The 26,268-nt window shown below is 63.7% G+C and carries 26 protein-coding genes; 10 read left to right on the top strand and 16 right to left on the bottom strand.

Features of this window, described 5'->3' with window-relative positions:
- Positions 1 to 4: 4 nt before the first annotated feature.
- Both ACVWY1_RS19015 and ACVWY1_RS19010 read right to left on the bottom strand, forming a co-directional pair.
- Positions 5 to 1,471 carry an AMP-binding protein gene (locus ACVWY1_RS19015; RefSeq protein ID WP_457378627.1) on the bottom strand — a complete coding sequence of 489 codons (1,467 nt, stop codon included), beginning with the start codon at positions 1,469 to 1,471 and terminating at the stop codon, positions 5 to 7.
- Positions 1,461 to 2,138, bottom strand: a complete 678-nt coding sequence (locus ACVWY1_RS19010; RefSeq protein WP_457378626.1) for a thermostable hemolysin — start codon at positions 2,136 to 2,138, stop codon at positions 1,461 to 1,463. Before ACVWY1_RS19010 ends, ACVWY1_RS19015 begins: the two co-directional genes overlap by 11 nt.
- Before the next feature lie 147 nt (positions 2,139 to 2,285).
- Here ACVWY1_RS19010 and ACVWY1_RS19005 point away from each other — a divergent pair, with 147 nt between their 5' ends.
- Positions 2,286 to 2,855, top strand: a complete 570-nt coding sequence (locus ACVWY1_RS19005) for a hypothetical protein (protein ID WP_277504543.1) — start codon at positions 2,286 to 2,288, stop codon at positions 2,853 to 2,855.
- A 64-nt stretch (positions 2,856 to 2,919) separates the two neighbouring features.
- Here ACVWY1_RS19005 and ACVWY1_RS19000 read toward each other — a convergent pair whose 3' ends face one another.
- Positions 2,920 to 4,599 (bottom strand): MFS transporter, encoded by a 1,680-nt coding sequence (locus tag ACVWY1_RS19000; protein ID WP_102682442.1) that lies wholly within the window; start codon positions 4,597 to 4,599, stop codon positions 2,920 to 2,922.
- 206 nt (positions 4,600 to 4,805) lie between these two features.
- Between ACVWY1_RS19000 and ACVWY1_RS18995 the strand changes: the two genes are divergently transcribed.
- Positions 4,806 to 5,492 carry a helix-turn-helix domain-containing protein gene (locus ACVWY1_RS18995; RefSeq protein ID WP_457378625.1) on the top strand — a complete coding sequence of 229 codons (687 nt, stop codon included), beginning with the start codon at positions 4,806 to 4,808 and terminating at the stop codon, positions 5,490 to 5,492.
- Here ACVWY1_RS18995 and ACVWY1_RS18990 read toward each other — a convergent pair.
- From ACVWY1_RS18990 to ACVWY1_RS18980, 3 genes are all read right to left on the bottom strand, one after another.
- A complete protein-coding gene (locus tag ACVWY1_RS18990; RefSeq protein WP_277504547.1) occupies positions 5,475 to 6,368 on the bottom strand; it encodes a sterol desaturase family protein in 894 nt (297 codons plus the stop codon). The genes ACVWY1_RS18995 and ACVWY1_RS18990 overlap by 18 nt on opposite strands.
- Before the next feature lie 90 nt (positions 6,369 to 6,458).
- Entirely contained in the window at positions 6,459 to 7,280 is an 822-nt protein-coding gene (locus ACVWY1_RS18985) for a DNA-binding protein (RefSeq protein WP_457378624.1), read from the bottom strand.
- Between the two features lie 95 nt (positions 7,281 to 7,375).
- Positions 7,376 to 8,314, bottom strand: coding sequence for a Dyp-type peroxidase (locus ACVWY1_RS18980; protein ID WP_457378623.1), 939 nt, complete (start codon positions 8,312 to 8,314; stop codon positions 7,376 to 7,378).
- Positions 8,315 to 8,568: 254 nt separating this feature from the next.
- On the opposite strand from ACVWY1_RS18980, the gene ACVWY1_RS18975 reads away from it, so the two are divergent.
- The gene (locus ACVWY1_RS18975; protein WP_111532299.1) at positions 8,569 to 9,357 is read left to right on the top strand and encodes a formate/nitrite transporter family protein; all 789 of its coding nucleotides are present in this window, start codon (positions 8,569 to 8,571) and stop codon (positions 9,355 to 9,357) included.
- Positions 9,358 to 9,414: 57 nt separating this feature from the next.
- On the opposite strand, the gene ACVWY1_RS18970 is transcribed toward ACVWY1_RS18975, so the two are convergent.
- From ACVWY1_RS18970 to ACVWY1_RS18950, 5 genes are all read right to left on the bottom strand, one after another.
- Positions 9,415 to 9,711, bottom strand: a complete 297-nt coding sequence (locus ACVWY1_RS18970; RefSeq protein ID WP_102682437.1) for a DUF3144 domain-containing protein — start codon at positions 9,709 to 9,711, stop codon at positions 9,415 to 9,417.
- A gap of 29 nt (positions 9,712 to 9,740) precedes the next feature.
- Positions 9,741 to 10,376, bottom strand: coding sequence for a LysE family translocator (locus tag ACVWY1_RS18965; RefSeq protein ID WP_139670502.1), 636 nt, complete (start codon positions 10,374 to 10,376; stop codon positions 9,741 to 9,743).
- 97 nt (positions 10,377 to 10,473) lie between these two features.
- A complete protein-coding gene (locus ACVWY1_RS18960) occupies positions 10,474 to 11,811 on the bottom strand; it encodes an MFS transporter (protein ID WP_102682435.1) in 1,338 nt (445 codons plus the stop codon).
- 43 nt (positions 11,812 to 11,854) lie between these two features.
- Positions 11,855 to 13,396, bottom strand: a complete 1,542-nt coding sequence (locus ACVWY1_RS18955) for a class I adenylate-forming enzyme family protein (protein ID WP_457378622.1) — start codon at positions 13,394 to 13,396, stop codon at positions 11,855 to 11,857.
- 3 nt (positions 13,397 to 13,399) lie between these two features.
- Positions 13,400 to 14,578 (bottom strand): acetyl-CoA acetyltransferase, encoded by a 1,179-nt coding sequence (locus ACVWY1_RS18950; protein ID WP_139670498.1) that lies wholly within the window; start codon positions 14,576 to 14,578, stop codon positions 13,400 to 13,402.
- A gap of 140 nt (positions 14,579 to 14,718) precedes the next feature.
- Between ACVWY1_RS18950 and ACVWY1_RS18945 the strand changes: the two genes are divergently transcribed.
- The 4 genes from ACVWY1_RS18945 to ACVWY1_RS18930 all read left to right on the top strand — a co-directional run bounded on the left by ACVWY1_RS18945 (position 14,719) and on the right by ACVWY1_RS18930 (position 19,423).
- A complete protein-coding gene (locus ACVWY1_RS18945; RefSeq protein WP_046855313.1) occupies positions 14,719 to 15,291 on the top strand; it encodes a LuxR C-terminal-related transcriptional regulator in 573 nt (190 codons plus the stop codon).
- A gap of 91 nt (positions 15,292 to 15,382) precedes the next feature.
- On the top strand, positions 15,383 to 15,883 hold the full coding sequence (locus ACVWY1_RS18940; RefSeq protein WP_139670496.1) for a sigma-70 family RNA polymerase sigma factor: 501 nt from the start codon (positions 15,383 to 15,385) through the stop codon (positions 15,881 to 15,883).
- A gap of 10 nt (positions 15,884 to 15,893) precedes the next feature.
- Positions 15,894 to 16,829 (top strand): FecR domain-containing protein, encoded by a 936-nt coding sequence (locus tag ACVWY1_RS18935; RefSeq protein WP_139670494.1) that lies wholly within the window; start codon positions 15,894 to 15,896, stop codon positions 16,827 to 16,829.
- Positions 16,830 to 16,939: 110 nt separating this feature from the next.
- On the top strand, positions 16,940 to 19,423 hold the full coding sequence (locus ACVWY1_RS18930) for a TonB-dependent siderophore receptor (RefSeq protein ID WP_457378621.1): 2,484 nt from the start codon (positions 16,940 to 16,942) through the stop codon (positions 19,421 to 19,423).
- A 402-nt stretch (positions 19,424 to 19,825) separates the two neighbouring features.
- Here ACVWY1_RS18930 and ACVWY1_RS18925 read toward each other — a convergent pair whose 3' ends face one another.
- The 4 genes from ACVWY1_RS18925 to ACVWY1_RS18910 form a co-directional block, all read right to left on the bottom strand.
- A complete protein-coding gene (locus ACVWY1_RS18925) occupies positions 19,826 to 20,755 on the bottom strand; it encodes an alpha/beta fold hydrolase (RefSeq protein ID WP_110702236.1) in 930 nt (309 codons plus the stop codon).
- Positions 20,756 to 20,988: 233 nt separating this feature from the next.
- Positions 20,989 to 21,276 (bottom strand): DUF3077 domain-containing protein, encoded by a 288-nt coding sequence (locus ACVWY1_RS18920; protein ID WP_198754240.1) that lies wholly within the window; start codon positions 21,274 to 21,276, stop codon positions 20,989 to 20,991.
- A 215-nt stretch (positions 21,277 to 21,491) separates the two neighbouring features.
- Positions 21,492 to 21,749 carry a hypothetical protein gene (locus ACVWY1_RS18915; protein ID WP_110702331.1) on the bottom strand — a complete coding sequence of 86 codons (258 nt, stop codon included), beginning with the start codon at positions 21,747 to 21,749 and terminating at the stop codon, positions 21,492 to 21,494.
- A gap of 367 nt (positions 21,750 to 22,116) precedes the next feature.
- Positions 22,117 to 22,512: a RidA family protein gene (locus ACVWY1_RS18910; RefSeq protein ID WP_104445248.1), complete on the bottom strand. Its 396-nt coding sequence runs from the start codon at positions 22,510 to 22,512 to the stop codon at positions 22,117 to 22,119.
- A gap of 141 nt (positions 22,513 to 22,653) precedes the next feature.
- Between ACVWY1_RS18910 and ACVWY1_RS18905 the strand changes: the two genes are divergently transcribed.
- Positions 22,654 to 23,568, top strand: a complete 915-nt coding sequence (locus tag ACVWY1_RS18905; protein WP_457378620.1) for a LysR substrate-binding domain-containing protein — start codon at positions 22,654 to 22,656, stop codon at positions 23,566 to 23,568.
- Positions 23,569 to 24,031: 463 nt separating this feature from the next.
- On the opposite strand, the gene ACVWY1_RS18900 is transcribed toward ACVWY1_RS18905, so the two are convergent.
- A complete protein-coding gene (locus tag ACVWY1_RS18900) occupies positions 24,032 to 24,988 on the bottom strand; it encodes a LysR family transcriptional regulator (RefSeq protein WP_277504564.1) in 957 nt (318 codons plus the stop codon).
- 41 nt (positions 24,989 to 25,029) lie between these two features.
- Here ACVWY1_RS18900 and ACVWY1_RS18895 point away from each other — a divergent pair, with 41 nt between their 5' ends.
- Positions 25,030 to 25,461 carry a GFA family protein gene (locus ACVWY1_RS18895; RefSeq protein WP_012051932.1) on the top strand — a complete coding sequence of 144 codons (432 nt, stop codon included), beginning with the start codon at positions 25,030 to 25,032 and terminating at the stop codon, positions 25,459 to 25,461.
- Positions 25,462 to 25,653: 192 nt separating this feature from the next.
- Positions 25,654 to 26,211, top strand: coding sequence for a GNAT family N-acetyltransferase (locus ACVWY1_RS18890; protein ID WP_457378619.1), 558 nt, complete (start codon positions 25,654 to 25,656; stop codon positions 26,209 to 26,211).
- The last annotated feature ends 57 nt before the right edge of the window (positions 26,212 to 26,268 follow it).

Below are 26,268 nucleotides of genomic sequence, written 5' to 3'. Positions count from 1 at the left end.
AACCTCATGCTTGTTGAAGAACGGACAACAGGGACTGGTAATGCAGCAGGATCGCCTCGCGGCGTGGGCGGCCATTGGGCGTGAGGGTCCCCGCCTCGGCATTCAACGGCTCAGACAAGCGTCGCCAGGCATGTACCCGGGCATAGTCCGGCAGGCCATCGTTGCACTGGCGAACCGCCCGCTCGATCTGTTCGTCGCTGGCCTGCGAGTCCAGCGGCCAGAGCAACGCCAGGTTGCCCGGCAGGCCCTCGCCGTGCACGAAGGCCTGGGCGATGACCCCTCCCTGGGTCAGCTCGGCCTCGACCCATTCAGGGTTGACGTTACGCCCGAAGCTGGTGATGAACTGGTGCTTCTTGCGCCCGGCCAGGTGCAGGTAGCCGTCGCGATCAAGCTGGCCGAGGTCGCCGGTCGGCCACCACTGGCCGTCGAACACAGGCTCGCCGAGGTAACCGAGCAAGGTCGAGCCGGCCACCAGCACCTCGCCGTCCTCGGCAATGCGCACCTGCACATCGGGCAACGGCCGGCCGGCACTGCCCGGGCGCAGCGCCCCGGGGCGGTTCAGGCACACTACCGATGCGCACTCGGACAAGCCGTAGCCTTCGTACACCGGCAGGCCCACCGCGGCAGCACGCGCCAGCAGGCTGGCGGCCACCCGGGCACCGCCCACGGCGACAAAACGCAACGGACCGACACGCATGGCCCCGCGCTCGATGGCCGTGACCAGCCCCAGCAAAAGCTGCGGGACCAGGATCAGGCTCTCTGCGCCGCTCAGGGCGATCGCCCCGAGCAGACGCGCGAAGTCCACCTGGCTGGCGCCGCGGATGCCCAGTTGCGCCTGCGGATAGAGCATGACCACGGCGCCGGCCAGAAGCGCCGCGTACACCCCCAGGTTTTCCAGCAACACCGCCAGCGGCAGCACGGCCAGGTACTTGCCCGGCGCCGCCTCACGGCTGGCCGTTTCCAGCTCGCGGGCGACCTGCAGCATCGACGCGGCTCCCAGGCAAACGCCCTTGGGCGCACCGGTACTGCCGGAGGTGTAGGTGATCTTGGCGGTGCCGTGCGGCAGTCGCGGTGACGCAAGCGGGTCACGGTGCCAGAACCGCGTGCCGCGAGTGAAACCACAGGCTTGCAGCTCATCGGCCAGCGCGCTGTCGGCCAGCACCAGTGACACGCCACCCTGCGTCAGGCAGTGGCGCCGCTGGGCCGCGCTGAAAAAGCCCGGCAGCAGCAGGATCGGGCGCTCGGCCAGTAACGCGGCAAGGTCCCACAGCAGGGCTTGCGGGCCGTTATCCACTGCCAGGGCGAAGGTGCCGGCAGGTTGTTCGCGCAGCCAGTGCACCCGCTGGCGAACCTCACCCAGCAACTGCGCATAGCTGAAACGTTCATCACTGCCCAGCAGCGCCGGTTGCTCGCCACGGTGGCGGGCATGGACCTGCAGCGTTTCGAAGAACGCCTCGATGTCATGCGGCATGACCGCTCTCCTGCTTCGCCACCGGCAGGCCCAGCCGTTCGAACATGCCCGCACGGGCCAGTGCCGCGTGGCCTAGCCCGATATTGCCGACGAATACCTGGGGTTGCTGTGCGTAGTAACTGCCCCAACTGCCGGACTCCTCGCCCAGACGGTGGGCAGCCGCCTGCGCCACGACCGTGGGCTCCAGCCCCAGTCGGCGGAAACTGTTGAGCAAGGTCGCCGCGCCAGTGAATGCCACCCACTGCAGGCCGCGTGCCGCCAGCAGCCAGGTCACCGCGACGATCATGATCCGCGCGCTGCCGGCACTGAGCGCCGCCAGGTTGCCCACTTCCACCAGCTGCTCTCGGGTGACCGGCCCCGCCGCCACGTTCGCCACGGCGCTTTCCAGCGGCACATCGAGGTAGCGCTCCAGGAACAACGGCGCACTGCCGGCCAGGCGTAAGCCGGCGGCGGCGATCAGCCGGTCATGGCGATCATGCAGCCCCAGCAGTTCGGGCAGGTAATGATGCACGTCAGCGTGATGCACACAGGCGAAGCGCGCGTGAATGAACCGCTCCAGTTCGAGTCGACCTGGCGTACCCGGCCCATGCAGCAGAAGTCGGGCCTGGTGTTGCGCATGGCAGCCAATGGCCACGGGAAACAGGGTGTTCCAATTCAGCTCGGTCATGACGGGCCCCCGCTCATTTCAGTGGAGGCAGTATCGAGGGCGAATCTGAAGCCAGTCTGAAGTCTCGCCATCGCGAGTGATGGCGCCCCTCGCTGGGGCTGCTACATTGCTGACTTCCCCCGGCGCAGCAAGAACCAAGGACACCCCATGCGCTACGAATTCAGCGAAGTGCTCAACGACCTGATCGACTATTTCCTGCTGGGCGATATCCAGCTGCTCGAACAGTTCAAGGAAGACCAAGACCTGCCCGACGACCTGGCGCGCGCCTTCACCCACGGCGACAGTGGCGACCTGGCGGTGCAGCAAGGTGTGATCCTGCCGCTGGCCGGCGTCGACAACCTGCCCTACCGCATCCTGTTCACCCTCGACGAACGCACCCCGGCACTGCTCGAGCCTGGCAGCCGCCTCAAGCATCGTCGCCCGGGCCATGTGCTAAGGGTCGAACACGGCGCCGTGATGCTCTTCACCTGGCGCATCCTGCAGCACTTCACCAACAAGACCCTGGGTGATCTGCTGGCGCGCTACCAGGAGCCGGGGCGGCCGATCATCGAACTGGACAACGGCTGGTACTCGGTGGAAGTGCTCGCGGGCGCCGTGGTGCGCGACGGATTGTACGAACCGGCGTTCGAATTCGTCATGAAAAAGGCCTATGCGCGCCCACAGGCCTCGGAGGTGGATGTCGGCTACCGGTATAGCTTGCGCGGTTACTTCGACTGACCGGGGCCGCTCCTGCAGCGAGGGCGTGAATCGGGCGACTTCTGCAGGAGCGGACCTTCATCCTTCAGGTGTGATGGATATCCCGGTCCTTGGTCTCAGGCAGGAAGAAGATGCCCAACACCGCGGTCATCACCGCAATGACGATCGGATACCACAGCCCGTAGTAGATGTCCCCGGTCGCCGCCACCATGGCGAAGGCCACCGTTGGCAGAAAACCACCGAACCAGCCGTTGCCGATGTGATACGGCAGCGACATCGAGGTGTAGCGGATCCGCGCCGGGAACAGCTCCACCAGCCAGGCGGCGATCGGCCCATAGACCATGGTCACGTATATCACCAGGATGGTCAGCAGCAGCAACACCATCGGGTAATGGATCTTCGCAGGGTCCGCCTTCTCGGGATAACCGGCCTCTTTCAGGGCGCCGGTCAACGTGGCGGTGAAGGCGTCGGCCTGAGTCTTCAGTTCAGCCGCGGCCAGACCGGTCCCCTCGAAACTCGGGATCACCCGCTCGCCGATTCGGATCTGCGCCACGCTGCCAGGCTCGGCCTTTTCGTTCTCGTACGGGATCGCCCGCTTGGCCAGCAGGCTCTTGGCGATGTCGCAGGAACTGGTGAAGCGGGCCTTGCCCACCGGGTCGAACTGGAAGGCGCACTGCCCGGGGTCGGCCACCACCACGACCGGGTTCTGCTCCTGGGCGACGAACACATCCGGGTTGCCGTACTCGGTCAGCGCCTTGAAGATCGGGAAATAGGTCAACGCGGCAATGATGCAGCCGGCCATGATGATCTTCTTGCGCCCGATGCGGTCGGACAGGCTGCCGAAGACGATGAAGAACGGCGTGCCGATCAGCAGGGAACCTGCGATCAGCAGGTTGGCGGTCTGCGGGTCGATCTTCAGTGTCTGCAGCAGGAAGAACAGCGCGTAGAACTGCCCGGTGTACCACACCACCGCCTGGCCGGCGGTGCCACCGAGTAGCGCCATGATCACCACCTTGAGGTTGTCCCAACGGGCGAACGATTCGGTCAGCGGCGCCTTCGACGCCTTGCCCTCGGCCTTCATCTTCATGAACACCGGTGACTCGTTGAGTTGCAGGCGGATGTACACCGAGATTGCCAGCAGCAGGATCGACAGCAGGAATGGTATCCGCCAGCCCCAGTCCTCGAACGCCTCGGTGCCCATGGCCGTACGACAGGCCAGGATCACCAGCAGCGACAGGAACAGCCCGAGGGTGGCGGTGGTCTGGATCCACGCGGTGAAGAACCCGCGCTTGCCCTTGGGCGCATGCTCGGCCACATAGGTGGCAGCGCCGCCGTACTCCCCGCCCAATGCCAGCCCCTGCAACAGCCGCAGGGTGATGAGGATCACCGGCGCGGCCACGCCGATCGTCGCATAGCTGGGCAGCAACCCGACCACTGCGGTGGACACGCCCATGATCACGATGGTGATGAGAAAGGTGTGCTTGCGCCCGATCATGTCGCCCAGGCGACCGAACACGATGGCGCCGAACGGCCGCACGGCAAAGCCGGCGGCGAAAGCCAGCAAGGCAAAGATGAACGAAGTGGTTTCGTTGACCCCGGCGAAAAAGTGCTTGGCGATGATTGCCGCCAGCGAGCCGTACAGGTAGAAGTCGTACCATTCGAACACGGTGCCCAGCGAAGAGGCGAAGATGACCTTGCGCTCCTCCCGGGTGATGCCACGTTGGGGCGCGCTACTGCCCGTGGATGCGCTGTCAAGGACCGCCATGGGTCGCCTCCGTCTGGTTGTGGTAGACCGGAGTGCTCCATCAGGTAGCCAAAGCACGCACCCAGGCCAACAAGGCATTGCAGGCTGCGCGAAGCACGACGAGGCATCGGCCCCGAATCGCGGCAAGTCACTTCAAGCATAATCGGCCTTTGAACGATATCCACTCGCATGAGTGAACGAGCGCCGAAACGGATAGGGAACCCGCAATGAACGAACCACAGCACAGCGCCTGGCGAGGTCGGCTCTGGCTGGCCGATGACCACGGCCTGCTGCTCGGCACGGCGGGCCACACCAGTGTCCATGCCCACTATGCCCACCAGGTACTGCTTGCCCTTGAGGGCGAAGCGTGCCTGCAGGTCAATGGCGAACAGCATCGCGGCGACATGCTGGCCATCGCCTCGTTGCAGCCCCACGCCATTCTCGCGCCCGGCACCGCCTGCATCACCTTGTTCGCCGAGCCCCTGGCGTTTTCCCTGGAGACCCTGCTCGACGTTTGCCAGCAAGCCCCCCGCGATATCACCAGCCTGGCCCAGGCGTTGCGCCAGGCACCGCGCCGCCCGTTGGATCCGCGCCTGGCGCGGGCCCTGGCACGAATTCGCGCAGTGGACGAGCAGCGCCTGCCGGCCACCGAGCTGGCACAGGCAGCGGCGCTGTCAGTCAGCCAGCTCGAGCGCCTGTTCAGTGGCCGCCTGGGGCTGTCGGTACGGCGCATGGTGCTGTGGCAACGCCTGCGCGTGGCCCTGGGCGCGGCGCTGGCCGGCGCCAGCTTGACCGAGGCGGCCATGGCCGCCGGCTTCGCCGACTCGGCGCACCTGAGCCGCAGCCTGCGCCAGCAATTCGGCATCCGCGCCAGCGAAGCCCTGCGCCATCTGCGCTCAGACGTGCTGGCGTAGCGCCTGGCTCAGGCTTTTCGGCAAGGGTGCCGGTGGTTGCGCCGTGGCCACTGGGCGGAACGGCTCACGCAGTTGCGCAAGGTACGTTTGCGGGTAGTCCGGACGGTCGCCGATGCCCATGTCGTCATCGGCCAACCCATACTCCGGCAGGTGAAGGGCAGTGCCGAGCAAGCGATCCCATACGGGGAAGAACAGCGCGAAATTGACGTCGCCCAGGGTGCCGTACTTCAGGTGGTGCAGCCGGTGCACGGGGGCCCAGGCGAAAAGATGGCGCAGAACGCCGATGCGCATGTCGACATTGCTGTGTTGCAACAGCAGCTGGACCGCTATGCAGAACGCCAGCAACGCCGCCACGTCCTGCGGCAAACCCAGCAGCAGCAACGGAAGTACGCCGCCCAACCCCTCGGCCATCTGGTGCAGCGGGTGCTTCATCAAGCCATTGAAACCGTACAGCCGAGTCACACTGTGATGCACCGCGTGCAGGCGCCAGAGCAATGCGCTGCGATGACTGGCGTAGTGCACCAGGGTGATCCCCAGGTCGGCCAGGGGCAGCGCCAGCAACAGTTGCCCCAGCACGGGCCAGTGGCTGGGCCACAGGCTTGTGGCGGGCAGCCAGCCGGCGAACAGCGGGATGGCTGCGATGCTGGCGATATTGAGTGTTTCGTTGACCAGTGCGTGCAGTCCATCACGCCCGCCTTCGCCTGCCGCCTCGCTCCAGGCAGATTTGTAGGGGCACAGCGCTTCGCAGGTGAACGACAGCAGGATCGCCACGCCGAGCAAGGGCAGCAGCCAGAGAATGTCGGCGCCAAGATTGATCAGCCACACGGCGGTGGCGATGAAACCGAAGAAGAAACACGGGGCATAGAAGATGCGCATGGAGGGCTCCAGTCATGGTTGGAGCTGCCAGTGTTGCCTGGTGCCTGAGCGAGACACTTGAACAAACGGCGCATCTGTCGCAGCGATGTTCTACAGGGTCGATGTGTCCGCTGCTCGGGCTGCCAGCTGTCGACGCATCTCGTCGTTGGCGCCCTGAGCCTGGGCCAGGATGGCGCGCAAGCCCTGCACCTGCGCGTCACGCTGCTGCAGTTGCTCATCCAGCAGCGTGCCCTGTGCCGTGGCCTGGCGATGTTCGGCGAGCAGGCGCTCATTGTCGCGGTGCAGGCGCGTCAGCTCGTCCTGACGCGCCAAGGCGCCCTGCTGCAAGGTCTGCAACTGGCCTTGCAGCTGGCGCACCTGGGTCTCGTTGCGGCGTTGATCCTGCTGATGCTGCTCGAGGCTGGCGCGCAGTTGCCCGTCCTTGTCGGCCAGGCGCGCTTGCAACTCACCCTGTGACTGGCTGAGGCTGGCGCTGCGCAACTGCTCGGCCTGCAGGCTGGCCTGGGCAATCGTGAGCCGTTGGGTCTCGGCGTGCAGCGCAGCGGTCAGGGCCTCGACCTGACGCAGCGCGCCGGCCAGGTCGCGCTGGGTCAGTTGCAGCTCGGCCTGCATCGCCGCACAACGCGCCTGCGCCGCCTGCTCGGCGGCGGCGATCCGGGCCTGCCCTTCCTCCTGCAGCTGGGCGGCCAGTTGTTCGACCAATCGCGCCAACGGTTCGCTCAAGGCTCCCTGGCTACCCAGCAACTCCAGCGGCTGCCGGTCGAGTTCCTTGAGGTAGCGGTGGATAGTGGTCTTCGAGCCGGTGTTGCCCAACTCGATACGTACCGCATCGATACTGGGGTGTTCACCCCGGGCCATCAGCGCCTGCCGTGCCTGCTGCACGGAGGCCTTGTCTATGCCATTGCGGGCCATTGCTCATTCCACCTATGCGTACCATGGCATGTACCATGTAATGCGGCGCAATACTGCACGGCCCTGCCCCTCGTTTCAAGCGTGCGGGTGAAATGTCATTCAGCGGCCTGCTCGAGGAAATCCACCGGCGGCACGAAGAACAACCCACCGGTAACGGCGCGGCTGTAGTCCAGCAAACGATCGTAGTTGCCCGGCGGCTTGCCGACGAACATGTTTTCGAGCATCTGCTCGATCGGCGCGGGCGAGCGGGCGTAACCGATGAAATAGGTACCGAACTCCCCGGCCCCGGGGCGGCCGAAGGGCATGTTGTCGCGCAGGATCTTGACCTCTTGCCCACCCTCTTCCAGGGTGGTCAGCGAACTGTGCGAGCAACTGGGCTTGCTCGCGGCATCCAGTTCGATGTCGGCCAGCTTGGTGCGCCCGATGATGCGCTCCTGCTCCTGGGTCGACAGCGCCTCCCAGCCGGCCATGTCATGCAGGTACTTCTGCACCAGCACATAGCTGCCGCCGGCAAACGCCGGGTCCTCGTCGCCTACCAGGGTGAAGCGCGCCACATCCCGCGGACCGGGGTTCTCGGTGCCATCGACGAAGCCGATGATGCTGCGCATGTCGAAATAGCGGAACCCCTGCACTTCATCGACCACCGTCACCGCCCCCGCCAGGCGCTTGACCAGCAATGCCGCCAGCTCGAAACACAGGTCCATGTGCTCGGCGCGGATATGCAGAAGAATGTCGCCCGGTGTGGCAAGCGCCTTGCGCGAACCACTGCCGCATTCCCGAAAGACATGCAGGCCGGCCGGTTGCGGCGCACCGAACAAACCCGCCCAGGCCACCGCGCCGAAGCCGATGACGCAAGACAAGTTACCGGCCGGCACCCGCTTGCCCACGGAACGCACCAGGCCGCCAAGGTCGGCGCACAGCGCCCGCACAGCGGCCACAGGTTGCTCTCCCGGATTGAGCGTGGCCACCAGAAACATCGCACTACGGGTGATCGGGCTGTCGACAGCCTGCGGCTCGATCTCGACTGTATTCACCAAGGCTTCCTCTCACGCAGGGTTTGATCGCTTGTGGTATAGCACAGCGCGGCTGAACAACCGCACCTCATAGATGCGCTCTATCAACTCATCCAGCCTATCGATTTGACCGCGTCAAATTGCCTCAGATAACGTGCCGCCCGCTTCGAAGTTGCCTGTTCCCTCCACCACGAGCCGAACCGCGCTGGCCTCGTCCCATCGTTACCAGATCCGTCCAATGGTACCGCCGTTATCCTTGCGTTCGAGTTGTTGAAATGTCTGTGAATACCCCCTCCCGGATCACCGAGCTGGTCATCGAAGCCGGCACCCGCAAAGCCCACCTGCCCACCCGCGCCACCTTGATTCTCGGCTTCCTGGCCGGCGCGTTCATTTCCCTGGGCTTTCTGCTGGCGATCCACGTCAGCACCATGATTCCCCCGCAGTGGGCCTCGTTCGGCACACTGCTCGGCGCCGCGGTGTTTCCCATCGGCCTGATCCTGGTGATCCTGGCCGGTGGCGAACTGCTCACCGGCAACATGATGAGCCTGCCCCTGGCGATGTTCGCCGGGCGTATCCGCCTGCGGGCGGTGGCGCGCAACTGGACCCTGGTGACCCTGGCCAACCTGCTGGGTGCGCTGTTCGTCGCCTACTGCTTCGGCCATCTGCTGGGGCTGACCGAGGGCGCGTATCTGGGCAAGACCCTGGCCGGCGCCACCAGCAAGGTCAGCGCCGACTTCCTGCACGCGTTCGTCTCCGGTATCGGCTGCAACTGGCTGGTATGCCTGGCGGTGTGGCTGTCCTACGCCAGCCGCGAGATGAGCGGCAAGATCCTCGGCATCTGGTTCCCGATCATGGCCTTCGTCGCCATCGGCTTCCAGCATGTGGTGGCCAACATGTTCCTGATCCCGGCGGCGATCTTCGCCGGCTACCTGAGCTGGGGGCAGTTGGCGGAGAACCTGGCGGCGGTGTTCCTGGGCAACGCCGTGGGTGGGGCGATCTTTGTCGGCCTGGCCTACTACGTGTCGTTCGGCGTGCCTGCGCAGGAACAAGGCGCATTGCATTGATGCCACCCCACCGAAGCGGTGGGGTTTTTTTCGTCGATGTCCTGGTTGCGTGCGAGCTCAGCTGTCCTTGCCCAGCACATAGCGGTCGAAGTGCTGGATATGCTCGTCAAGGTTGTCTTCGAGCATCATCCGGTACTGCTCGCTGAAGTACTTCAGCAACTCCTCGCGCGCCGCAGCCATCTCCGCCGCGGACTTGAAACTGCGGGCCGCCATCCAGGCATTGAAGCGGCTGGCGGCGAAGGTCATCGAAGCGCTGACCTTGCCGAGGTCCTCGAGCTTTTCGATCTGCTGGTTGGCCAGTTCCACATGCGCATCGGCGCGGTCGTAGAAGGCCTGGTCGGTGGCTTGTGCCATGGAAATCTACCTATCGGAAAACGTTGGGCTCAGGCGGTCTTGGCCTGAACGGTGAACAGGCTGGCCCCCAGCGTCATGAACGACACGCCGAACAGGCGATTCATCAGGCGGGCGCGGTTCGGTGCCGCCAGCTTGCGCTTCAACGCCTGGGCCAGGAGGACATAGAAAGCATGGGCCAGGATCGAGCACAGGGCGAAGGTGCCGACCAGCAGCCCGAGCTGACTATCGGCGCCGTTGCCCGTTCCCATGAACTGCGGCAAGAAGGCGGCAAAGAACAGGATGGCTTTCGGGTTGGTCAACGCCACCGTCACGCCGTTGAGCATCAGCCGGCGGTTGCTGACCAGGGCCTTGACCGGTTGCTCGAGCTGGTCGAAGGCACTGCTGCGGCTTTTCCACTGCTTGACGCCGAGGTAGATCAGGTAGCTCGCGCCCACCACCTTGAGCAGCAGGAAGGCACTGGCCGAGGTCTGCAGCAGTACCCCGAGGCCCGCACTGGTGGCGGTGGACACCACCAGCAGCCCGAGCGCATTGCCCAGCGAACCGAGCATCGCCCGCCTCGGCCCGTGCGACAGCGAGTTGGACAACGCCATGATGACACCCGGGCCTGGCGACAAAGTCACCACCATCGAGACAACGACAAATCCGAACCAATCGTGCAGCGACATCCTTGTACATCCTCGGGCCGATTACATGAGGCGGCGACTGTAACAGAATGCCGCCCCGCTCCGGAATTGGCGCTGCGCCTGATAGCCCCCTGCTACATCAAGCCTGAGAATCCGCCAGCACCGTCCCCACCGGACGTTCTTGCGTCGGTGCACGGTTGCAGGCCACGAAGTCCTCCTGGCGCAGCACCACCAGCGCCAGCAGCGACGCCACGCCGGTGCCCACGTAGAAGTACCACGGCGCGGTGATATCCCCGGTCACCTTGATCAGCCAGGTGGAGATCAGCGGCGCGCTGCCGCCGAACACCGCCACCGGGATGTTGTAGGCCATGGCGATGCCGGTGGAGCGGATGCGCGTCGGCAGCAGCTCGCTCATCAGCGCGTAGGTCGACGACGCATACAGCCCGAACAGGATCGCCACCGCCATCAGCGGCCAGAACAGAGTGGCCGGTGTGGCGCCCGGCGCGGTCTTGAAGAACCAGTACATGGCCAGGGTCGCCAACGTGCCGATCACCATCAGGAACGGCTTGCGCCCGTAGCGATCGGTGAAGGCGCCGCCAAACGGCATCACCAGCGCCGCCGACAGGCTGGCGACGAACACATAGAGCAAGGTGGTGCCGCTGTCGAACTTCAGCGTGTTGGACATGTAGGTCGAGGCGAAGGTCAGCACCAGGTAGAAGATCGAGCTGTGCAAGGTGATGATGAAGAACACCAGGGCAATCGAACGCTTCCACTGCCACACCTCGCGCAGCGGCGCCTTGGAGGTCTGCCCGGCTTCCACCAGGGCGAGGAACTCCGGGCTGTCCTCGAGCTTCAGGCGGATATACAGCGAGATGAAGCCCAAAGGGCCGGCAATCAGGAACGGAATCCGCCAGCCCCATTCCTGCATCAGCTCGGCGCCCAGGGCCCAGGTCATGCCATTGGCCACCGCACCGCCCAGCAGCAGGCCGAGCACCGCGGTGACCATCAGCCAGCAGGTGGCGAAACCCCGACGGCCGGGGCCGGCGTATTCGGAGATGAAGCTGGTGATGGTGCCAATCTCGCCCCCGGCGGAGAAGCCCTGTACACAGCGGATCAGCACCAGCAGCACCGGCGCGGCGATGCCGATGCTGGCGTAGGTCGGCAGCAGGCCGAGCAGGAAGGTGGAGCCGGCCATCATCACCAGCACCGTGATCAGCGTGCGGCGGCGGCCGATCTTGTCCGCCAGCGGGCCGAAGAACAGCCCGCCCAAGGGCCGGATGAAGAAGCTCAGGGCAAAGGCCGCGAAGCTCGCCAGCAAGCTGCTGGTAGGGTCGTCGGAAACAAAGAAGGCCTTGCCGATATACAAGGCCAGGAAGCCGTAGACGCCGTAGTCGTACCACTCGATCAGGTGGCCGGTGGTGGCGCCGATGAAAGCCCGGCGCCGTTGGCGCTGGGTGTTGGCGGGTGACATGCCCATGCGGGTAACTCCTGTCGTGTCGCTTTCCATGAAATGTCGCGGCTCAAGCGCTGCCGAGCGACCCGTCCGGGTCCTGCAGCCATTGGCGCAACTGGGTCTTGAGAATCTTGCCATAGCTGTTTTTCGGCAGCTCGGCGCAGAACAGGTACTTCTTCGGTTTCTTGAACGAGGCCATACGCGCCAGGAACCACTCATTGAGGGTCCGCGCATCGAGGCTGCCTGCCGTGCGCGGCACAACGAAGGCCACCACCGACTCGCCCCACTCGGCGTCGGCTTCGCCCACCACGCAGGCCTCGAACACTTCGGGGTGCTGGATCAGCACTTCCTCGACCTCGCGGGGATAGATGTTGCTGCCCCCGGAAATGATCACGTCCTTGCTGCGGTCGGTCAGCGACAGGTAGCCCTGGCCGTCGAGAAAGCCGATATCGCCGGTGTGCAGCCAGCCGTCCACCAGGGCCGTCGCGGTGGCCTGGGGATTGTCCCAGTAACCCTGCATCACCACCGGGCCGCGCACGACGATCTCCCCTGCCTCGCCAGCCGCCGTCTCCCGGCCCGCGCCATCGACCACGCGCACCTCCACGCAGGCCTGGGCCCGACCAACGGAAGCGGCGATGGCTGGCCAGCCCGGGTTGTCACGGTCGGCGATGGCCTCGCGGGACAATGCGCTGATGGTCATCGGGCATTCGCCCTGGCCGTAGATCTGCACCAGGCGCGGGCCGAAGGTATCCAGGGCATCCACCAGGTCCGCCAGGTACATCGGGCCGCCGCCGTAGACGATGGTCTTGATGCCTTCGCCGGCGTAGCCCTGCTGGCGTGCCTGCTCGACCATGCGCTTGACCATGGTCGGCGCGGCGAACAGGCTGACCTGCCCGAGCGATCGCGCCAGGGTGAACAGCTCCGTCGCCTGGAAGCCCCGGGACAGGGGCACCACGTGCCGGGCGCCGCAACGCACGTGGATGAAGTTGTACAGCCCCGCGCCGTGGGACATCGGCGCGGCATAGACCATGGCGTCTTCGGCGGCTACCGGGTCGACGTCCAGCGGGTAGCACAGCGACATGGCCACCAGGTTGCCATGGGACAGCATCACGCCCTTGGAACGCCCGGTGGTGCCGGAGGTGTAGAACAGCCAGGCCAAGTCACAGTCCTGGCGGGGGTACGGCGCCTGCAGCTCATCGCCGGCCGACAGCCCCGCCATGCGCTGGACAGGCGCGGCCAGCTCGCGGCAGCCGTTCGGCAATGCCAGGTCGGCGAACAGCTGGCCTTCGTCGGTGAAGATCAGCCGCGCCCCGGCATTGCCGGCGATCCACGCGGCTTCCAGGGCGTGCAGCTTGTGGTTGATCGGCACCGCCACCGCACCGCACCACCAGATCGCGTAGAGCAGTTGCAGGTAGTCGCAGCTGTTCTTCATCAACAGCGCCACCCGCTCGCCCGGTTCGATGCCGTGCACGTGACGCAGCTCCAGTGCCCGTGTCCGCACCTGGGTGGCAAACATCCGGTAGTCGGCGATCTGCCGCGTCCCCTCGAACAACGCCGGCCGCTCAGGCCAACGCTGGGCCGCGTCCTGCAACCAATGGGCGATGTTCATGCCTCAGACCCTGACGGCTTGCAGCACGCTGGCGTAGTTGGCCACCGCCATCCCGCCCATGTTGAACAGCAGGCCGAACTCGGCGTTGGGCACGCCCAGGCCGATGGGCTTGCCGGTCAGCTGGGCGAAACCCAGGGCATGCATCGACACCCCGGTGGCCCCCACCGGATGCCCCTTGGCCTTGAGCCCGCCGGACAGGTTAACCGGCAAGCGCCCACCCTGGCGCACGATGCCGTCGTCCAGGGCGCGGTGCCCCTCGCCACGCGGCGCCAGGCCCATGGCTTCGTAGATCAGCAGTTCGGCGATGGTGAAGCAGTCGTGCACCTCGGCGAAACTCAGGTCGTTGAGGGTCACCCCCGCCTCGCGCAGCGCCCCGTGGATGGCCCGCTGCGGCCCCTCGAAGGCCAGCATGTCGCGGCGCGACAACGGCAGGAAGTCATTGACCTGGACCATAGAGCGGATCGCCACCTGGCGCCGCATCGAGCGGGCGCGGGCGGGCGAAGCCAGGATGATCGCCGCAGCACCGTCGCTGATCAGCGAGCAGTCGGTCAGCCGCAGGGGCGCCGCGATCAGCGGATTGCTCGGCGACACCTGGTTGCAGTGCTCGAAGTCCATCACCCGGTGCATCTGCGCCAGCGGGTTGGCCATGGCATTGGCGTGGTTCTTCACCGCGATCGCCGCCATCGACGCCAGTGGGCTGTGGTAACGCTCGGTGTATTGCTGGGCAACCTGGCCGAACAGCTGGGCAAAACTCAGGCCGGCCTCCTGCAAGGCGTTCTGGTAACCGGCGCCGGCCAACGCCCGGGTGACCTCGACCGTGCTGTTGCCGGTCATCTTCTCCGCGCCGACCACCAGCACCAGCTCGGCGGCGCCGCTGCGGATCGCGTTGATCCCGGCCTGGATCGCCGCCGAGCCCGAGGCGCAGGCGTTCTCACAGCGGGTGGCGGGCTTGAAGCGCAGCTGGGGGTCGGCCTGCAGCATCAGCGAGGCGGGGAAGCCGTCGGCCACCAGGCCCGAGTTGAAGTGGCCGAGAAACAGCGCGTCGATCTCGGCGGCGTCGATACCTGCATCCTGCAAGGCATCGCGGGTGACCTGGACGATCAGGTCCTCGAGGTTCAGGCCATCCAGGCGACCGAAAGGGCTGTGCGCGGCGGCGACGATGGCGATGGAATCTTGGAACATGGTGTTTTCTTCTGTCCTTGAAGCGGGTATTGCATACAATGTGGCAGCACCCGAATCCCACGCTAGTTGGGGCAACTACGTACACGAGTAAGTAGTGATGCTTACGGGACATGACCCCAAGCACCGAGGCAGGAAGCCTGATGACCGTACCCACCCACGCCTCCCCGGACCTCGAGCGCCTGGCGTTCCAGGTGTCACCCGCGCCGCAACTGATCACCGGCCACCGGCGCATGCTCGACTGCAACGAGGCCTTTGCCCGGCTGTTCGGCTACACCCGCGAGGAGCTGCGCGGGCACCTGACCCTGCTGCTCTACCCTTCCCAGGCCGACTACCAGAGCATTGGCGAGCGCAGCGAGCACTGGCTGCGCAACGGTCTGGGCGCCTTCTATTCGGACGAGCGTTTCATGCAGCACCGCAACGGCGAGGTGTTCTGGGCCCGGGCCCAGGGCTTTACGCTAACGGCAGAGGATCCGTTCAAGCTGATGATCTGGCATTTCGAACGGCTCGACCGGCAGCCGGCACCCGCGGTGCAACTGACGCCGCGTGAACGGCAGATTTCGTCGCATATCGTGAACGGGCTGACCTGCAAGGAAGTGGCGCGGCAGTTGGGGATATCGCATCGGACGGTGGAAGTGCATCGGGCGCGGTTGATGAAGAAGTTGCAGGCGAAGAACAGTGCGGAGCTGGTATCGAGGATAATTTTCATCAGTTGAGCTGGGTGCGACAGGCCAGCCGGACCTTGCAATCCCCCCGCCACCCCGAGACAATGCGAGCAATTACCATTTACACCTCGGATCCCGCTCTATGTCGACGCTCGACCGCTCGGCGCTTCACCAGCTGTACTGCGAAAACAACGGCTGGCTGAAAAGCTGGCTGCGCGCACGCCTGGGCAATGCCGCCGATGCGTCCGACCTGGCCCACGACACCTTCCTGCGGGTGATGACTGCCCGCAACCAAGGCCCCATTCGCGAGGCGCGCAGCTACCTCAGCGCCATTGCCCGCGCGCTGCTGATCGACAAAGTCAGGCGCCGCGCCATCGAGCAGGCCTACCTGCAGGCCCTGGCCCTGCGCCCGGAGCCGGTCGAAGTGTCGCCGGAGACGCGCCTGTCGATCATCGAAATGCTGGTAGCGGTCGATGTACTGCTCGATGAACTGGGCCCCAGGACCCGTGACATCTTCCTCGCGGTGCAACTGGAAGGGCTGACCTACGCGGCGGTCGCCGAACGCTTCGATGTATCGATCACCACAGTCAAGAACCACCTGATCCGGGCCATGACCCGCTGCCTGCTGGTGGTCGACAATTGAGGGCCGGCCAGTGGACCTGAAAACCCTCGAGGCGGCCGCGACCTGGTACGTGCAACTCAATGACGGTGATGCCGACATAGCACGGACCCAGGCCTGGCGGGATTGGCTGGCCGCAAGCCCCGCGCATGCCGAAGCCTGGTCGCGGGTGGAGAAACTCCAACACCAGTGGTCAACGGTGCCGCGCCAGGCTGCGCTGTCAGGCCTGGGCGCGGCCCAGGCGCAGCGCCGCGAGGTGCTCAAGGTGCTGGGCCTGCTACTGGCCGTCGGTGGCGGTACCTGGTTGGCCAGCGAGCAGGTGCCCTATCGCGCCCTGCTCGCCCAGCAGCGCACCGGCAGCAGTGAACGGCGCTCGCTGCGCCTGGACGACGGTTCGCAGCTGGAGCTGAACGTCGACACCGCCCTCGACGTGCGCTTCGACGCCCAGGTGCGGGCGATCCAGTTGTATCGCGGCGAGATCCTGATCAGCACCGCCAGCGACGCCGCCCGCCGCCCGTTCATCGTGCACACCGACAACGGCAGCGTGCGTGCGCTGGGCACGCAGTTCAGCGTGCGCCAAACAGCGCAGCAGACACAGGTCGGCGTATTGCAGTCCGCCGTCGAGATACGCCCGCAACGCCACCTCGACCAGGTGTTGCGCCTGGACGCCGGCCAACAGGCCGGCTTTGACCGCGACGCGATCGGCCGCGCACAAGCCCTGCCCGCCGATTCCGCGGCCTGGGTGCAGGGCATGCTCAGCGTGAACGACTGGCGCCTGGGCGATTTCATCGCCGAACTGGGCCGCTACCGTCCCGGCGTGCTGCGTTGCGCGCCGTCCGTCCAAGGCATGCGCATTTCTGGCTCGTTCGCCATCGATGACACCGATATCGCCTTGGCGAACCTGCCGAAATCCCTGCCCGTGAGGGTGCGGTACCTGAGCCGTTACTGGGTCAACGTCGAACCTGCCTGAGCCCGGTGCAAAAAAAATTTTCCGCAATCTTGCTGATTTCGATTCTCGTCCGTCCATGACACAAGCCGCGACGACAGCGACTTTCCGCCATGACACGCAAGGATCACCCAATGCCCCTGCTCCAGCCCAGCACCCGCCTGCGCCACGCCATCCACCGGTTCACCCTCGGCCTGTCCCTCGCCACCGCGCCTGGCCTGATGTTCGCGCCGGTCGACGCCCTGGCCGTCAGCCAGACCGCCTACCACATCGCAGCCGGCCCCCTGGGCAACGCCATCAGCCAGTTCGGCGTGCAGGCGGGGGTGACCATTTCGTTCGACACCGAGCAGACCCGCCATCTCTCCACCCCTGGGCTCGACGGCAGCTACAGCGTCGAGGAAGGCCTGCTGCGCCTGCTCGGCAGCAGCGGGCTGCAAGCCCAGCGGCAGGGCAATGGCGGCTATGTGCTGGTCCCGGCTGACAATGGCCCCGCGATCGAGCTGGGACCGTTGACCATCGACGCCAACCGCCTCGACGCCACCAGCGAGGGCACCCAGTCCTATGCAGCGCGGGCGGTGACCATCGGCAAAGGCGTGCATACGCTCAAGGAGACACCGCAGTCGGTCACGGTCATGACCCGCAAGATGCTCGACGACCAGAACCTCAACACCCTGGAACAGGTGCTCGACAAGACCCCCGGCATCACCGTCTACGACTCGCCCATGGGCGGCAAGTACTTCTACTCGCGCGGTTTCAACCTCGACGGCCAGTACCAGTACGACGGTGTGCCGCTGGACGTGGGCGGCAACTATGTCCAGGCCAACAGCTTCTCCAGCGACATGGCCTTCTACGACCGGGTCGAGATCCTCAAGGGCGCGGCCGGCATGATGAAAGGTTCCGGCTCATCGGCAGGCGGCGTCAACTTCGTGCGCAAACGTGGACAGGACAAGGCCCAGACCACACTGACCCTGTCCGCCGGCACCTGGGACAACTATCGCGGCCAGGTGGACGTTGGCGGCCCGCTGAACGAATCGGGTACCGTGCGCGGCCGCGCCGTGGCCACCCTGCAGGATCGCCAGTACTTCTACGACAATGCCAAGCGCCAGGACCAGGTGCTGTACGGTGCCCTGGACTGGGACGTGACGCCTGACACCACCCTGGGCGTCGGCCTGGCCTATGAAGACATCGATGCCTCGCCCTGCTACACCGGCCTGCCCCGCTATGCCGATGGCAGCGACCTGAAGCTGTCGCGCTCCACCTGCCTGGGTGCCAGCTGGAACGACCTGCAAAGCCAGCGCATCACCGGTTTCGCCGATCTCAAGCATCGCTTCAATGACGACTGGACGCTCAACTTCGCCTCGGTCTACACCCACAACAACCAGAACCTCGAGTACGGCTACTCCGAAGGCGCGGTACCGGTCGGCGCCAGCAGTGCCGGTATCCGCCGCCATGTCGGGCGTTTCGACTACGACCAGGACGACTACGGCTTCGATAGCTACGTCGACGGCAAGTTCGAGGCATTCGGTCTCGAGCACGAGTTGATCGTCGGCGCCAACGCCAGCCGCCAGAAGACCCACGATTACTTCGCGCTGATGCCGCTCAACGGTACCCAGAACCCCTTCGACCCGTCACCGGCCTTTCCACACCCCTCCAAGGACGAGTTTCTGGCCAACCCCAGCCGTGGCGGCAGCGAACCCACCGACTCAACCACCACCCAGTACGGCACCTATGCCACCCTGCGCCTGAAGCTGGCCGAGCCGCTGACCCTGGTGCTCGGCACGCGGGTTAGCTGGTACCGCAACAAAAGCGATTCCTACACCCAGGCCTGGGACTACTGGGTGCACAACCGCAGCCAGGAAAACGGCCAGGTCACGCCTTTCGCCGCAGTGCTCTATGACCTCAATGATGAGTGGACTGCCTACGCCAGCTACGCGGACATTTTCCAGCCGCAGAGCAACCTGGTGAACGCCCAGGGCCAGGCCCTGCAACCGAAGACCGGCGCCAACTACGAGCTGGGCATCAAGGGTGAACTGTTCGGCGGCGCGCTCAACACCGCCTTCAACCTGTTCCGCACCATTGAAGAGCACCGCGCCGAAACCGACTTCGTCGACACCTGCAAGGGTTCGGGCGACCAGTACTGCTACACCGACAGCGGCAAGGTGCGCGCCCAAGGCTTCGAGGCCGAGGTCAGCGGCTCGCCCATCGAGCGCCTGCAACTGCTGGCGGGCTACACCTACACCCAGACCAAGTACCTGAACACCATCAACCCGACCGACCCGACCGAGCTCAACTTCACGTCCAGCTTCATCCCGCGACACATGCTCAAGGTCTGGGGCGACTACCAGCTCGCCGGCGCGCTTGACCGCTGGACCGTGGGGGCCGGGGTATCCAGCCAGAGCGAGAACTTCCGCCGCCAGGGCAACCTGAGCATCGAGCAAGCGGGCTACACGCTGTGGAGCGGCCGCGTGCAGTACCGCCTGGACGAACACTGGAGCCTGGCGCTGAACGGCAACAACCTGCTGGACAAGCGCTATTACGCCACCGTGGGTGCGACAGGCTGGGGCAACCACTACGGTGAGCCGCGCAACTTCATGGTGACGCTCAAGGGGAGTTTCTGATGGGTGCTGGGATGTAAGCTCCGGGCCTTTCCAGGTGTTCGCCGCAAAGGCTTCTGCGCCTATGAGATCGAGCGCCGCCCGCGCGGCGCATCGCTGGCAAGCCAGCTCCCACATCTGTTTCGGGCCAGTCTGTCCTGTGAAGTTGTCGCTGTTCGCCTTGGTGCATGTCTTGAGACAGGTGGGACGCCAGTGGTGCACACACAGAAACCGCGTCGTACCCACAAGGCGTACAGCCGCGGCGGCGCAGGCATAACTGGCCAGAAATAAATGTGGGAGCTGGCTTGCCAGCGATGCGCCGCGCGGGCGGCGCTCGATCTCATAGGCGCTGCAAGGGTTGCGGCGTACACCTGGAGGCCCTCACTCGATCACCTTGAGAAGGCTGCCCACAAGCACGCCAACGACTCATTGCCCGCGCTCTGCTCCCGGCTTGAGAAAGGTCACCACGGCGCTGGCAAACCGCTCCCGTTGATCGAGCATGACGAAATGAAAACTGTCATCGATCCGGGTGAAATGGATATCAGGTGTCGAAGCATAGGCCCGACGGAACGTTGCATCGACGCTGGATGCAGGTACGCCGTAAAAAGCATCGTATGCATACACGACCTCAACCGGAGCACTGATACGACCAAGTTCAGGACGCAAGTCAGTGACCATTAACTCATACACCGCGTCAGCCACAGTCTTGCGATCAGAACTGATCCCCGCAGAAATCAGCCCTGGTCTTACCGCCTCGGTTTTGGCGAGTCGGGCGATGGATGCACTCTGCATCGCTTCGTTCTGCTCCGGCGATGCTGCCAACAGCGAACTGCGCATCGCTGCAGCCTGCACGGTAGCGGTTTCGCTGGTGGCGGAAGGATCGATCAGCAACGTATAGAACGGCAACGCATCGACGATCATCAAGCGACCGACCTGATCGGGATGGCGAGCCCCCAGCATGAGTGCAACCTCTCCCCCCAGCGAGTGACCGATGATCACGGGTGCCTCGATATGCTGGGTGCGGATGTAATCAGCAATGGCCTCGGCCACTGGAGCGACCACTTTCCCTTCGCTATCGGACACCGCAGGCAAACCGGCGAAGCCTGCAAGCTGCACGAGGTGAAGGCGGTGGTTCTCGCGTAACCGAGTAGCAAGGTCAGCCCATACCTCGCGGGACGATGCCAGCCCCGGAATCAGGATCACATCCCTGCCCGCGCCTTCGACCTGGACCGAGATACGCTGCTGGTCAGCGCGCCCTGTTGACGGAGACGGAGGTTGGCTGGGTGACGCCGATAGCGACGGCGACATCAACGACAAGGTGGTCCCGATTGTCGCGAGGATCATTGCAATACGCATCGGATTCCCCTCCCTATGCGATGTGCTGTTTGTTTCATGGCCACTCCTTTGACTGATGAGAGCTAGTGTGGTGTTTTGCAAATACGACCAATAAATCGCCGTGAGTTATGGTCGTATTTGTGAAACACCACGCTAGGCACTATACGGGCTTGTCGCCACGATAGGAGGTGTCAAGGACATTCGAGCACGGCCTGGGGGATGCGCTGCCCGTCCCCAGACCATCGGGCTCTGTTTCACACCTTCTTCAAAATCCCCATATGGGCATCATCCATCAATGCCTTGGCCATATCGCTCAGGTAGTGCGAGGCCCAGACCAGCACCGGTTCGTTGTCCATCACACCGATAAAGGAAGCCCGGCGGGCGCTGTCGAGCAATACGGAAGCCTGCTCCATGGCGTGGTTCGCGCAGTTGCCGGGCTCTACGCGGAACAGCCGCGTACCTTTGGTTGCGCCTTCCAGGCAGGTGCAGGTGCCGACGGTCCAGCCGAGCTGGCCGTGGTCTGCAGGGGTTTCGTTGTCCATCTGCGAAATCCTCGGGTGTCTTTGATGTAGCGGGTTCGAAGACCGGGTTGCACGCCGACTGGTTATGCATCAAATGCGTGGAAGCGGGCTTGCCCCGATGTAAAGGATGTCTTCGGTCGTACACCCGCGATGAGGCAAGTCCAGGTGATGACGGGAATCGCATCAGCAGTTTCACTGATCCGAGCGCCCACTCTCACCAGTCCGTGGCGGCTCTGTCAGTGCAGAGTGTATGACGGCGGTCGCGTACTCATGTGGAGCTGGGCAAGTGCCGACTCCAGCAATGTGCGGGTGGCGTCAAGCTCGTGCATCATCGTCAACATCACCAAAGTGGCCGGTGATTTCGGCAGGTGATTGAACGATTGATGGGCGACGGCCAGCGCGCACATGACGTACTCGGTGGCCTGGACCAGGGTGTCTTCAAGGAGATGGGGGGATTCGGTGGACGGTGGTGGATCCGGGACGATCTTGAGCATAAGTACCTCGCAATGCATTAGTCAGACCGCCACCTTTTCACTTGCAGGTGAAAGGTGGCAGCTACGTGCAGGTCTGCAAGACCGGGGCATTACGAGGCGAAAACCCGGCTGACCAAAAGGTCACCCGCACGTAGCCACCATAAAGCGAGACCCACGACTCAACGCCGAGGCTCATGGTGAGCACCATCGTAATACCGCGCAGGCTTGCAGACCTGGTCGTTGATTTGGCAACGACCCAGCGAGACTAGCCGCCACTTCGAGGGCGCAACAGTGGCCAAAGCATGCTTCGGAAACGGACTACTCGAAATAGGGAAAATCTTATTCATTCCTGTAGGACGGGCTATGAGCGTGCTCCCCTACCCCATTACTATTGCGGCAGTTTCGCGATCACCTTGATCTCGAAATCGAAGCCGGAAAGCCAGGTCACGCCGATAGCGGTCACCGTGGGATAAGGCGCTTCGCCCCAATACTCGGCTGCCACCTCCCAAATGGTTTCGAATGTCGAGTCGGGGTCGACCATGAAGATGGTCGTATCAACCACATCCTCGAAACTACCACCGGCCTCGGCCAGGATCGCGTTGAGATTGGCAAAGGCCAGGCGAACCTGCGCCGCGAGGTCCGGCTCGGCCGAACCATCCTTGCGGCTGCCGACCTGACCGGATACGAACAGAAAACCATTGGAGCGAATCGCCGGTGAGTAGCGGTGCAACTCGTACAAAGCATGGCGATCTGGCGGGAAAACGACATCACGTTTGCTGGACATGGCCTACCTCGTTCTGGGCCATCGCGGCCCGGTGTTTACGGTCAGGCCACTATAAAAAGGCCCTCTACCCTGGATAAACGGGCAGTTCTGGCCAGGACTGTTTGTATACTCCAAACAATCCAGGTGCCAACGAGGCGTGGAATGGACCGATTCGATGCAATGCAGGCGTTTGCCCGGGTGGTGGAAACCGGCAGTTTCACCAAGGCGGCCGCTACCCTGCACATGAGCAAGACCACCGTCACGCAGCTCATTCAGCAGTTGGAAGCAAGGCTGCGCGTGCGCCTGCTCAACCGCACCACGCGCAAGGTCAATGTCACCGCCGACGGCGCGGCCTACTACGAACGCGTCGTCCGGTTACTGGCAGACATGGACGACGCCGAGACCAGCTTGTCTAGCGCGTCGATGGCGCCACGCGGCCGGCTGCGGGTGGATGTACCCAGCCCGCTGGCGCGAATGCTGCTTATACCCGCCTTGCCGGGGTTCTTTGCACGTTATCCGGAAATCCAGCTGACGGTGGGCGTGAGCGATCGCATCGTCGACATCATTGGTGAAAACATTGACTGCGTGGTGCGTGGCGGCGAGATCACCGACCAGTCCTTGGTGGCAAGGCATGTGGGCGATCTGAAACTTGGCATCTATGCCACGCCCGGCTATCTGCATAGCTTCGGGACGCCGGCTCACCCCCTTGAGTTGGAGGAAGGCCAGCACAAAACCGTTGGCTTTCTCTGGTTTCGTACAGGCAAAACTTTGCCCTACGCGATGCACCGTGGTGATGAACGCTTGGAGGTCCAGGCGCGCCCGCAACTGACGGTCGATGACGGCAATGCGTACCTTGCCGCCGGCCTGGCTGGCCTCGGGATGCTCTGGCTACCGCAGTACATGGCCAAACCGCACCTGATCAGCGGCGAACTGCTGCCGCTGTTCGAAGACTGGCACATGTCGCCGATGCCGATGTATCTGGCCTTCCCGCCGAATCGCCATGTCAGCGCCAAGGTGCGGGTGTTTATCGACTGGATAACCGAATTGATGGCCGAGCATGCGCCGGTGATTGGCTGAAACAGGTGCAAGGACGCTCCAGGACCAGGCACTCCGAGTTCCCGCTTTTGCCCATTTTCTGACAGTGCGCTGGAGGCCAACTATGAGTCGTTAGCGGCATTTCGTGACTGGCCGCTTCCGACCCAAAGCGGTCGTAATGCAGCTTCCGAATTAGGGCTTGAATGGATCAATCCAGCCGGGCCGAAGTCCTGCCTCGAATTCTATGCGTACGTAGGCGAGCGACTCTGCGCACCCCATTTCCGCCTCGATAGCACCTATGCATCCCCAGCAATCTCCGCCGGTATTGCCGGATAGTGGATCTTCCGGATTGTCGAGTAGGCATCCGCAGATCGTGCAGTATTCGGTTTTTTTGCTGTTCTTCACAATACGCTCCGTTTAGGCGGCTCACTGCCTGCCCCGAGGGGCAGCTATCGACCCATTGCAGCCGTTTAGACAAAGCAGTGGATGCCACGACCTACGCTGCTCACTGATCGGCTAAGCATAGATACTGATGTAACTGCTCTCCAAGAACCTCGAACGCCTGAGCGATCCTGTTAATTTTGCGCAGGTCATTGTGCATTGCGATCCACACCTCAACCTCAAAGCCAAAATCGTGTGGTAGCACATGTACCAGTCCGTGCGATTTTGCGATTTGCGTCGGGCAGAGCCCGAAGCCTAAGCCCGCTCTCAGAGCGGCCAGCTGAGCAAGGTGATAATCAGAGGCAATGGCGAAATGCTGGTCGGCATCGCACAGACCAGAGTCGATAAACCGACGCAAATCCGCTGAGCGTCTGTCTGGCCCGATCAGCGGTCGCTGGCGCAGCGACAGCAGGGAGGTTGGATTACCGTAGCGCTCCAGGCACCCGGCACTGGCATGGATGCCAATCTGCAAACTGCCGACACGCCGCACCGTGATATCCGCTTCATTGGGCCGCATCAGCCGCACCGCAATATCCGATTGCAGCCTGGCGATGTCTTCAAGGGCATCGCTTATGCTCAGCTCAAGTTTGAGTCCGACGTGTTCGTAATGGAAAGGGCGCAGCAGGTCGGGCAATACTTCGACGCCAAGCAACTCGCCACAGGTCAGCCGGACTGTACCGTGATCCATCGACGCTTCAGAGCTGGCCATGCGGTTGAAGGTTTGCGCGGCCAGATCCATGGCCTCCACATGTTCGATCAGGCGCTGCGCTCCGGCAGTAGGCGTCAGTCCTTGAGGTGTGCGGGTGAACAGACTCACACCGAGAGCGTGTTCAAGACAGTCGAGGCGCCGGCGCGCAGTGGCCTGGGCGATACCCAGCAGCTTCGCCGCGCCGCTCAGGCTACCAGAGCGCAACACGGCGAGAAATACACGCTGGCTTTCCCATTCAATACCGCTCATACATTCTTGGCCAACAGTTGCTCCTAATTTGATCTTCTGCCCGAGCCCGTGAAAAGCGATCATTCGCCCACATTTTTCCGGGCGTCATTGTAAGGAACTAACGCATGAGAATCACCGGTCAGTGCCGATGTGGGCAAGTCACCCTTGAGATCGTGGCGCGGCAATTGCCGCCGCTGTATGCCTGCCACTGTTTGAACTGCCAGCGCTGGAGCGGCAGTGCGTTTGGTCTGCACATGCTGAGCGCGGCTTCGGCTGTTCAGGTGTCTGGCGAAACGGCGATCTTTGAGCATGAACACCAAGGTCAAACGTCTACCCAACATGCCTGCGGTACATGTCATACCCGGCTGTTCAACGAGACGACGGCAGCACCCGGCATGCGAGTGGTACGGGCCGGCATCCTGGAAGGGGCTGAGCGCTTCGAGCCGGTTGCGCATATCTGGACTCGGCGCAAGCAGCCATGGCTGGTGCTGCCGGGAGCAATCGCACAATGGCAGGAGAGCCCCACGCCAGAAGCATTTGCCGCCGCATTAGGGTAAGAGCTTGCTCTTCCATAAGTGAAGATGTCGCTCGAAGAGGGCAGCTATGGGTCGAAAGCAGCCAGACGCGGATAACTGCTCTCGCCCCATACCTGCTCTTGACGGAGGTCAGATAACAGCCAGCAGCGGTCGACACAGACAAGCCCGGTACAGATAATCAACGTCTCACAGGGATGTCCGGGAACGAATGTAATGGACTGTCTTCCGACGCTTATCACTGATCGGCTGGTTCTCACCCCTCTCCAGTTAGAGGATTCGCCCATCATCCAAGAGCTGTTCCCCTGCTGGGAGGTGGTTCGCTACCTGGATCGTCGTGTCCCATGGCCGTATCCAGAAGACGGGGCGCTGGTCTATGTCCGAGATATCGCCCTGCCCGCCATGGCAGCAGGTCGCGAATGGCACTGGATGATCCGCATGCGCGACGATGCCAGCTGCACCCTGGGTAGCATCAGTTTGTATGATCAGCCTGGAAACAACAGAGGCTTCTGGCTCGCCCCGCAGTGGTGGGGAAAGGGCTACATGCGCGAGGCATGCCGGATTATCAATGCCTATTGGTTCGAGACACTGTCGCGTCCGGTCATGCAGGTCCCCAAAGCGGTTGCCAACGACGCATCTCGCAGGGTCTCGGAACATGAGGGTATGCGCTTGGTAGACGTGCGTGCAGGAGATTTCGTATCTGGACGGATGGAGGTCGAAATATGGGAGATGACTCGTGCTGACTGGTTAGAAAGGTCGACTGCCAGTCGCTAGTTCTTTACGTCAGCGGCTCAAGCTCAGGCAGCCGCCCCGTACCGAGGGGCGGCGTTG

This window comes from Pseudomonas sp. TE6288 (genome assembly GCF_054062095.1).
This window is presented reverse-complemented; position numbering and strand designations above follow the sequence as displayed.

What these genes read in the sequence shown, in the direction of transcription:
- ACVWY1_RS19005 (WP_277504543.1), top strand. Translation starts at nt 2,286, where the DNA reads ATGCGCTACGAATTCAGCGAAGTGCTCAACGACCTGATCGACTATTTC.
- ACVWY1_RS18975 (WP_111532299.1), top strand. Translation starts at nt 8,569, where the DNA reads ATGTCTGTGAATACCCCCTCCCGGATCACCGAGCTGGTCATCGAAGCC.
- ACVWY1_RS18900 (WP_277504564.1), bottom strand. Translation starts at nt 24,988, where the DNA reads ATGATCGCTTTTCACGGGCTCGGGCAGAAGATCAAATTAGGAGCAACT.
- ACVWY1_RS18995 (WP_457378625.1), top strand. Translation starts at nt 4,806, where the DNA reads ATGAACGAACCACAGCACAGCGCCTGGCGAGGTCGGCTCTGGCTGGCC.
- ACVWY1_RS18910 (WP_104445248.1), bottom strand. Translation starts at nt 22,512, where the DNA reads ATGTCCAGCAAACGTGATGTCGTTTTCCCGCCAGATCGCCATGCTTTG.
- ACVWY1_RS18915 (WP_110702331.1), bottom strand. Translation starts at nt 21,749, where the DNA reads ATGCTCAAGATCGTCCCGGATCCACCACCGTCCACCGAATCCCCCCAT.
- ACVWY1_RS18895 (WP_012051932.1), top strand. Translation starts at nt 25,030, where the DNA reads ATGAGAATCACCGGTCAGTGCCGATGTGGGCAAGTCACCCTTGAGATC.
- ACVWY1_RS18920 (WP_198754240.1), bottom strand. Translation starts at nt 21,276, where the DNA reads ATGGACAACGAAACCCCTGCAGACCACGGCCAGCTCGGCTGGACCGTC.
- ACVWY1_RS19000 (WP_102682442.1), bottom strand. Translation starts at nt 4,599, where the DNA reads ATGGCGGTCCTTGACAGCGCATCCACGGGCAGTAGCGCGCCCCAACGT.
- ACVWY1_RS18955 (WP_457378622.1), bottom strand. Translation starts at nt 13,396, where the DNA reads ATGAACATCGCCCATTGGTTGCAGGACGCGGCCCAGCGTTGGCCTGAG.
- ACVWY1_RS18945 (WP_046855313.1), top strand. Translation starts at nt 14,719, where the DNA reads ATGACCGTACCCACCCACGCCTCCCCGGACCTCGAGCGCCTGGCGTTC.
- ACVWY1_RS19010 (WP_457378626.1), bottom strand. Translation starts at nt 2,138, where the DNA reads ATGACCGAGCTGAATTGGAACACCCTGTTTCCCGTGGCCATTGGCTGC.
- ACVWY1_RS18965 (WP_139670502.1), bottom strand. Translation starts at nt 10,376, where the DNA reads ATGTCGCTGCACGATTGGTTCGGATTTGTCGTTGTCTCGATGGTGGTG.
- ACVWY1_RS18990 (WP_277504547.1), bottom strand. Translation starts at nt 6,368, where the DNA reads ATGCGCATCTTCTATGCCCCGTGTTTCTTCTTCGGTTTCATCGCCACC.
- ACVWY1_RS18960 (WP_102682435.1), bottom strand. Translation starts at nt 11,811, where the DNA reads ATGGGCATGTCACCCGCCAACACCCAGCGCCAACGGCGCCGGGCTTTC.
- ACVWY1_RS18940 (WP_139670496.1), top strand. Translation starts at nt 15,383, where the DNA reads ATGTCGACGCTCGACCGCTCGGCGCTTCACCAGCTGTACTGCGAAAAC.
- ACVWY1_RS18890 (WP_457378619.1), top strand. Translation starts at nt 25,654, where the DNA reads ATGGACTGTCTTCCGACGCTTATCACTGATCGGCTGGTTCTCACCCCT.
- ACVWY1_RS18905 (WP_457378620.1), top strand. Translation starts at nt 22,654, where the DNA reads ATGGACCGATTCGATGCAATGCAGGCGTTTGCCCGGGTGGTGGAAACC.
- ACVWY1_RS18925 (WP_110702236.1), bottom strand. Translation starts at nt 20,755, where the DNA reads ATGCGTATTGCAATGATCCTCGCGACAATCGGGACCACCTTGTCGTTG.
- ACVWY1_RS18950 (WP_139670498.1), bottom strand. Translation starts at nt 14,578, where the DNA reads ATGTTCCAAGATTCCATCGCCATCGTCGCCGCCGCGCACAGCCCTTTC.
- ACVWY1_RS19015 (WP_457378627.1), bottom strand. Translation starts at nt 1,471, where the DNA reads ATGCCGCATGACATCGAGGCGTTCTTCGAAACGCTGCAGGTCCATGCC.
- ACVWY1_RS18930 (WP_457378621.1), top strand. Translation starts at nt 16,940, where the DNA reads ATGCCCCTGCTCCAGCCCAGCACCCGCCTGCGCCACGCCATCCACCGG.
- ACVWY1_RS18970 (WP_102682437.1), bottom strand. Translation starts at nt 9,711, where the DNA reads ATGGCACAAGCCACCGACCAGGCCTTCTACGACCGCGCCGATGCGCAT.
- ACVWY1_RS18985 (WP_457378624.1), bottom strand. Translation starts at nt 7,280, where the DNA reads ATGGCCCGCAATGGCATAGACAAGGCCTCCGTGCAGCAGGCACGGCAG.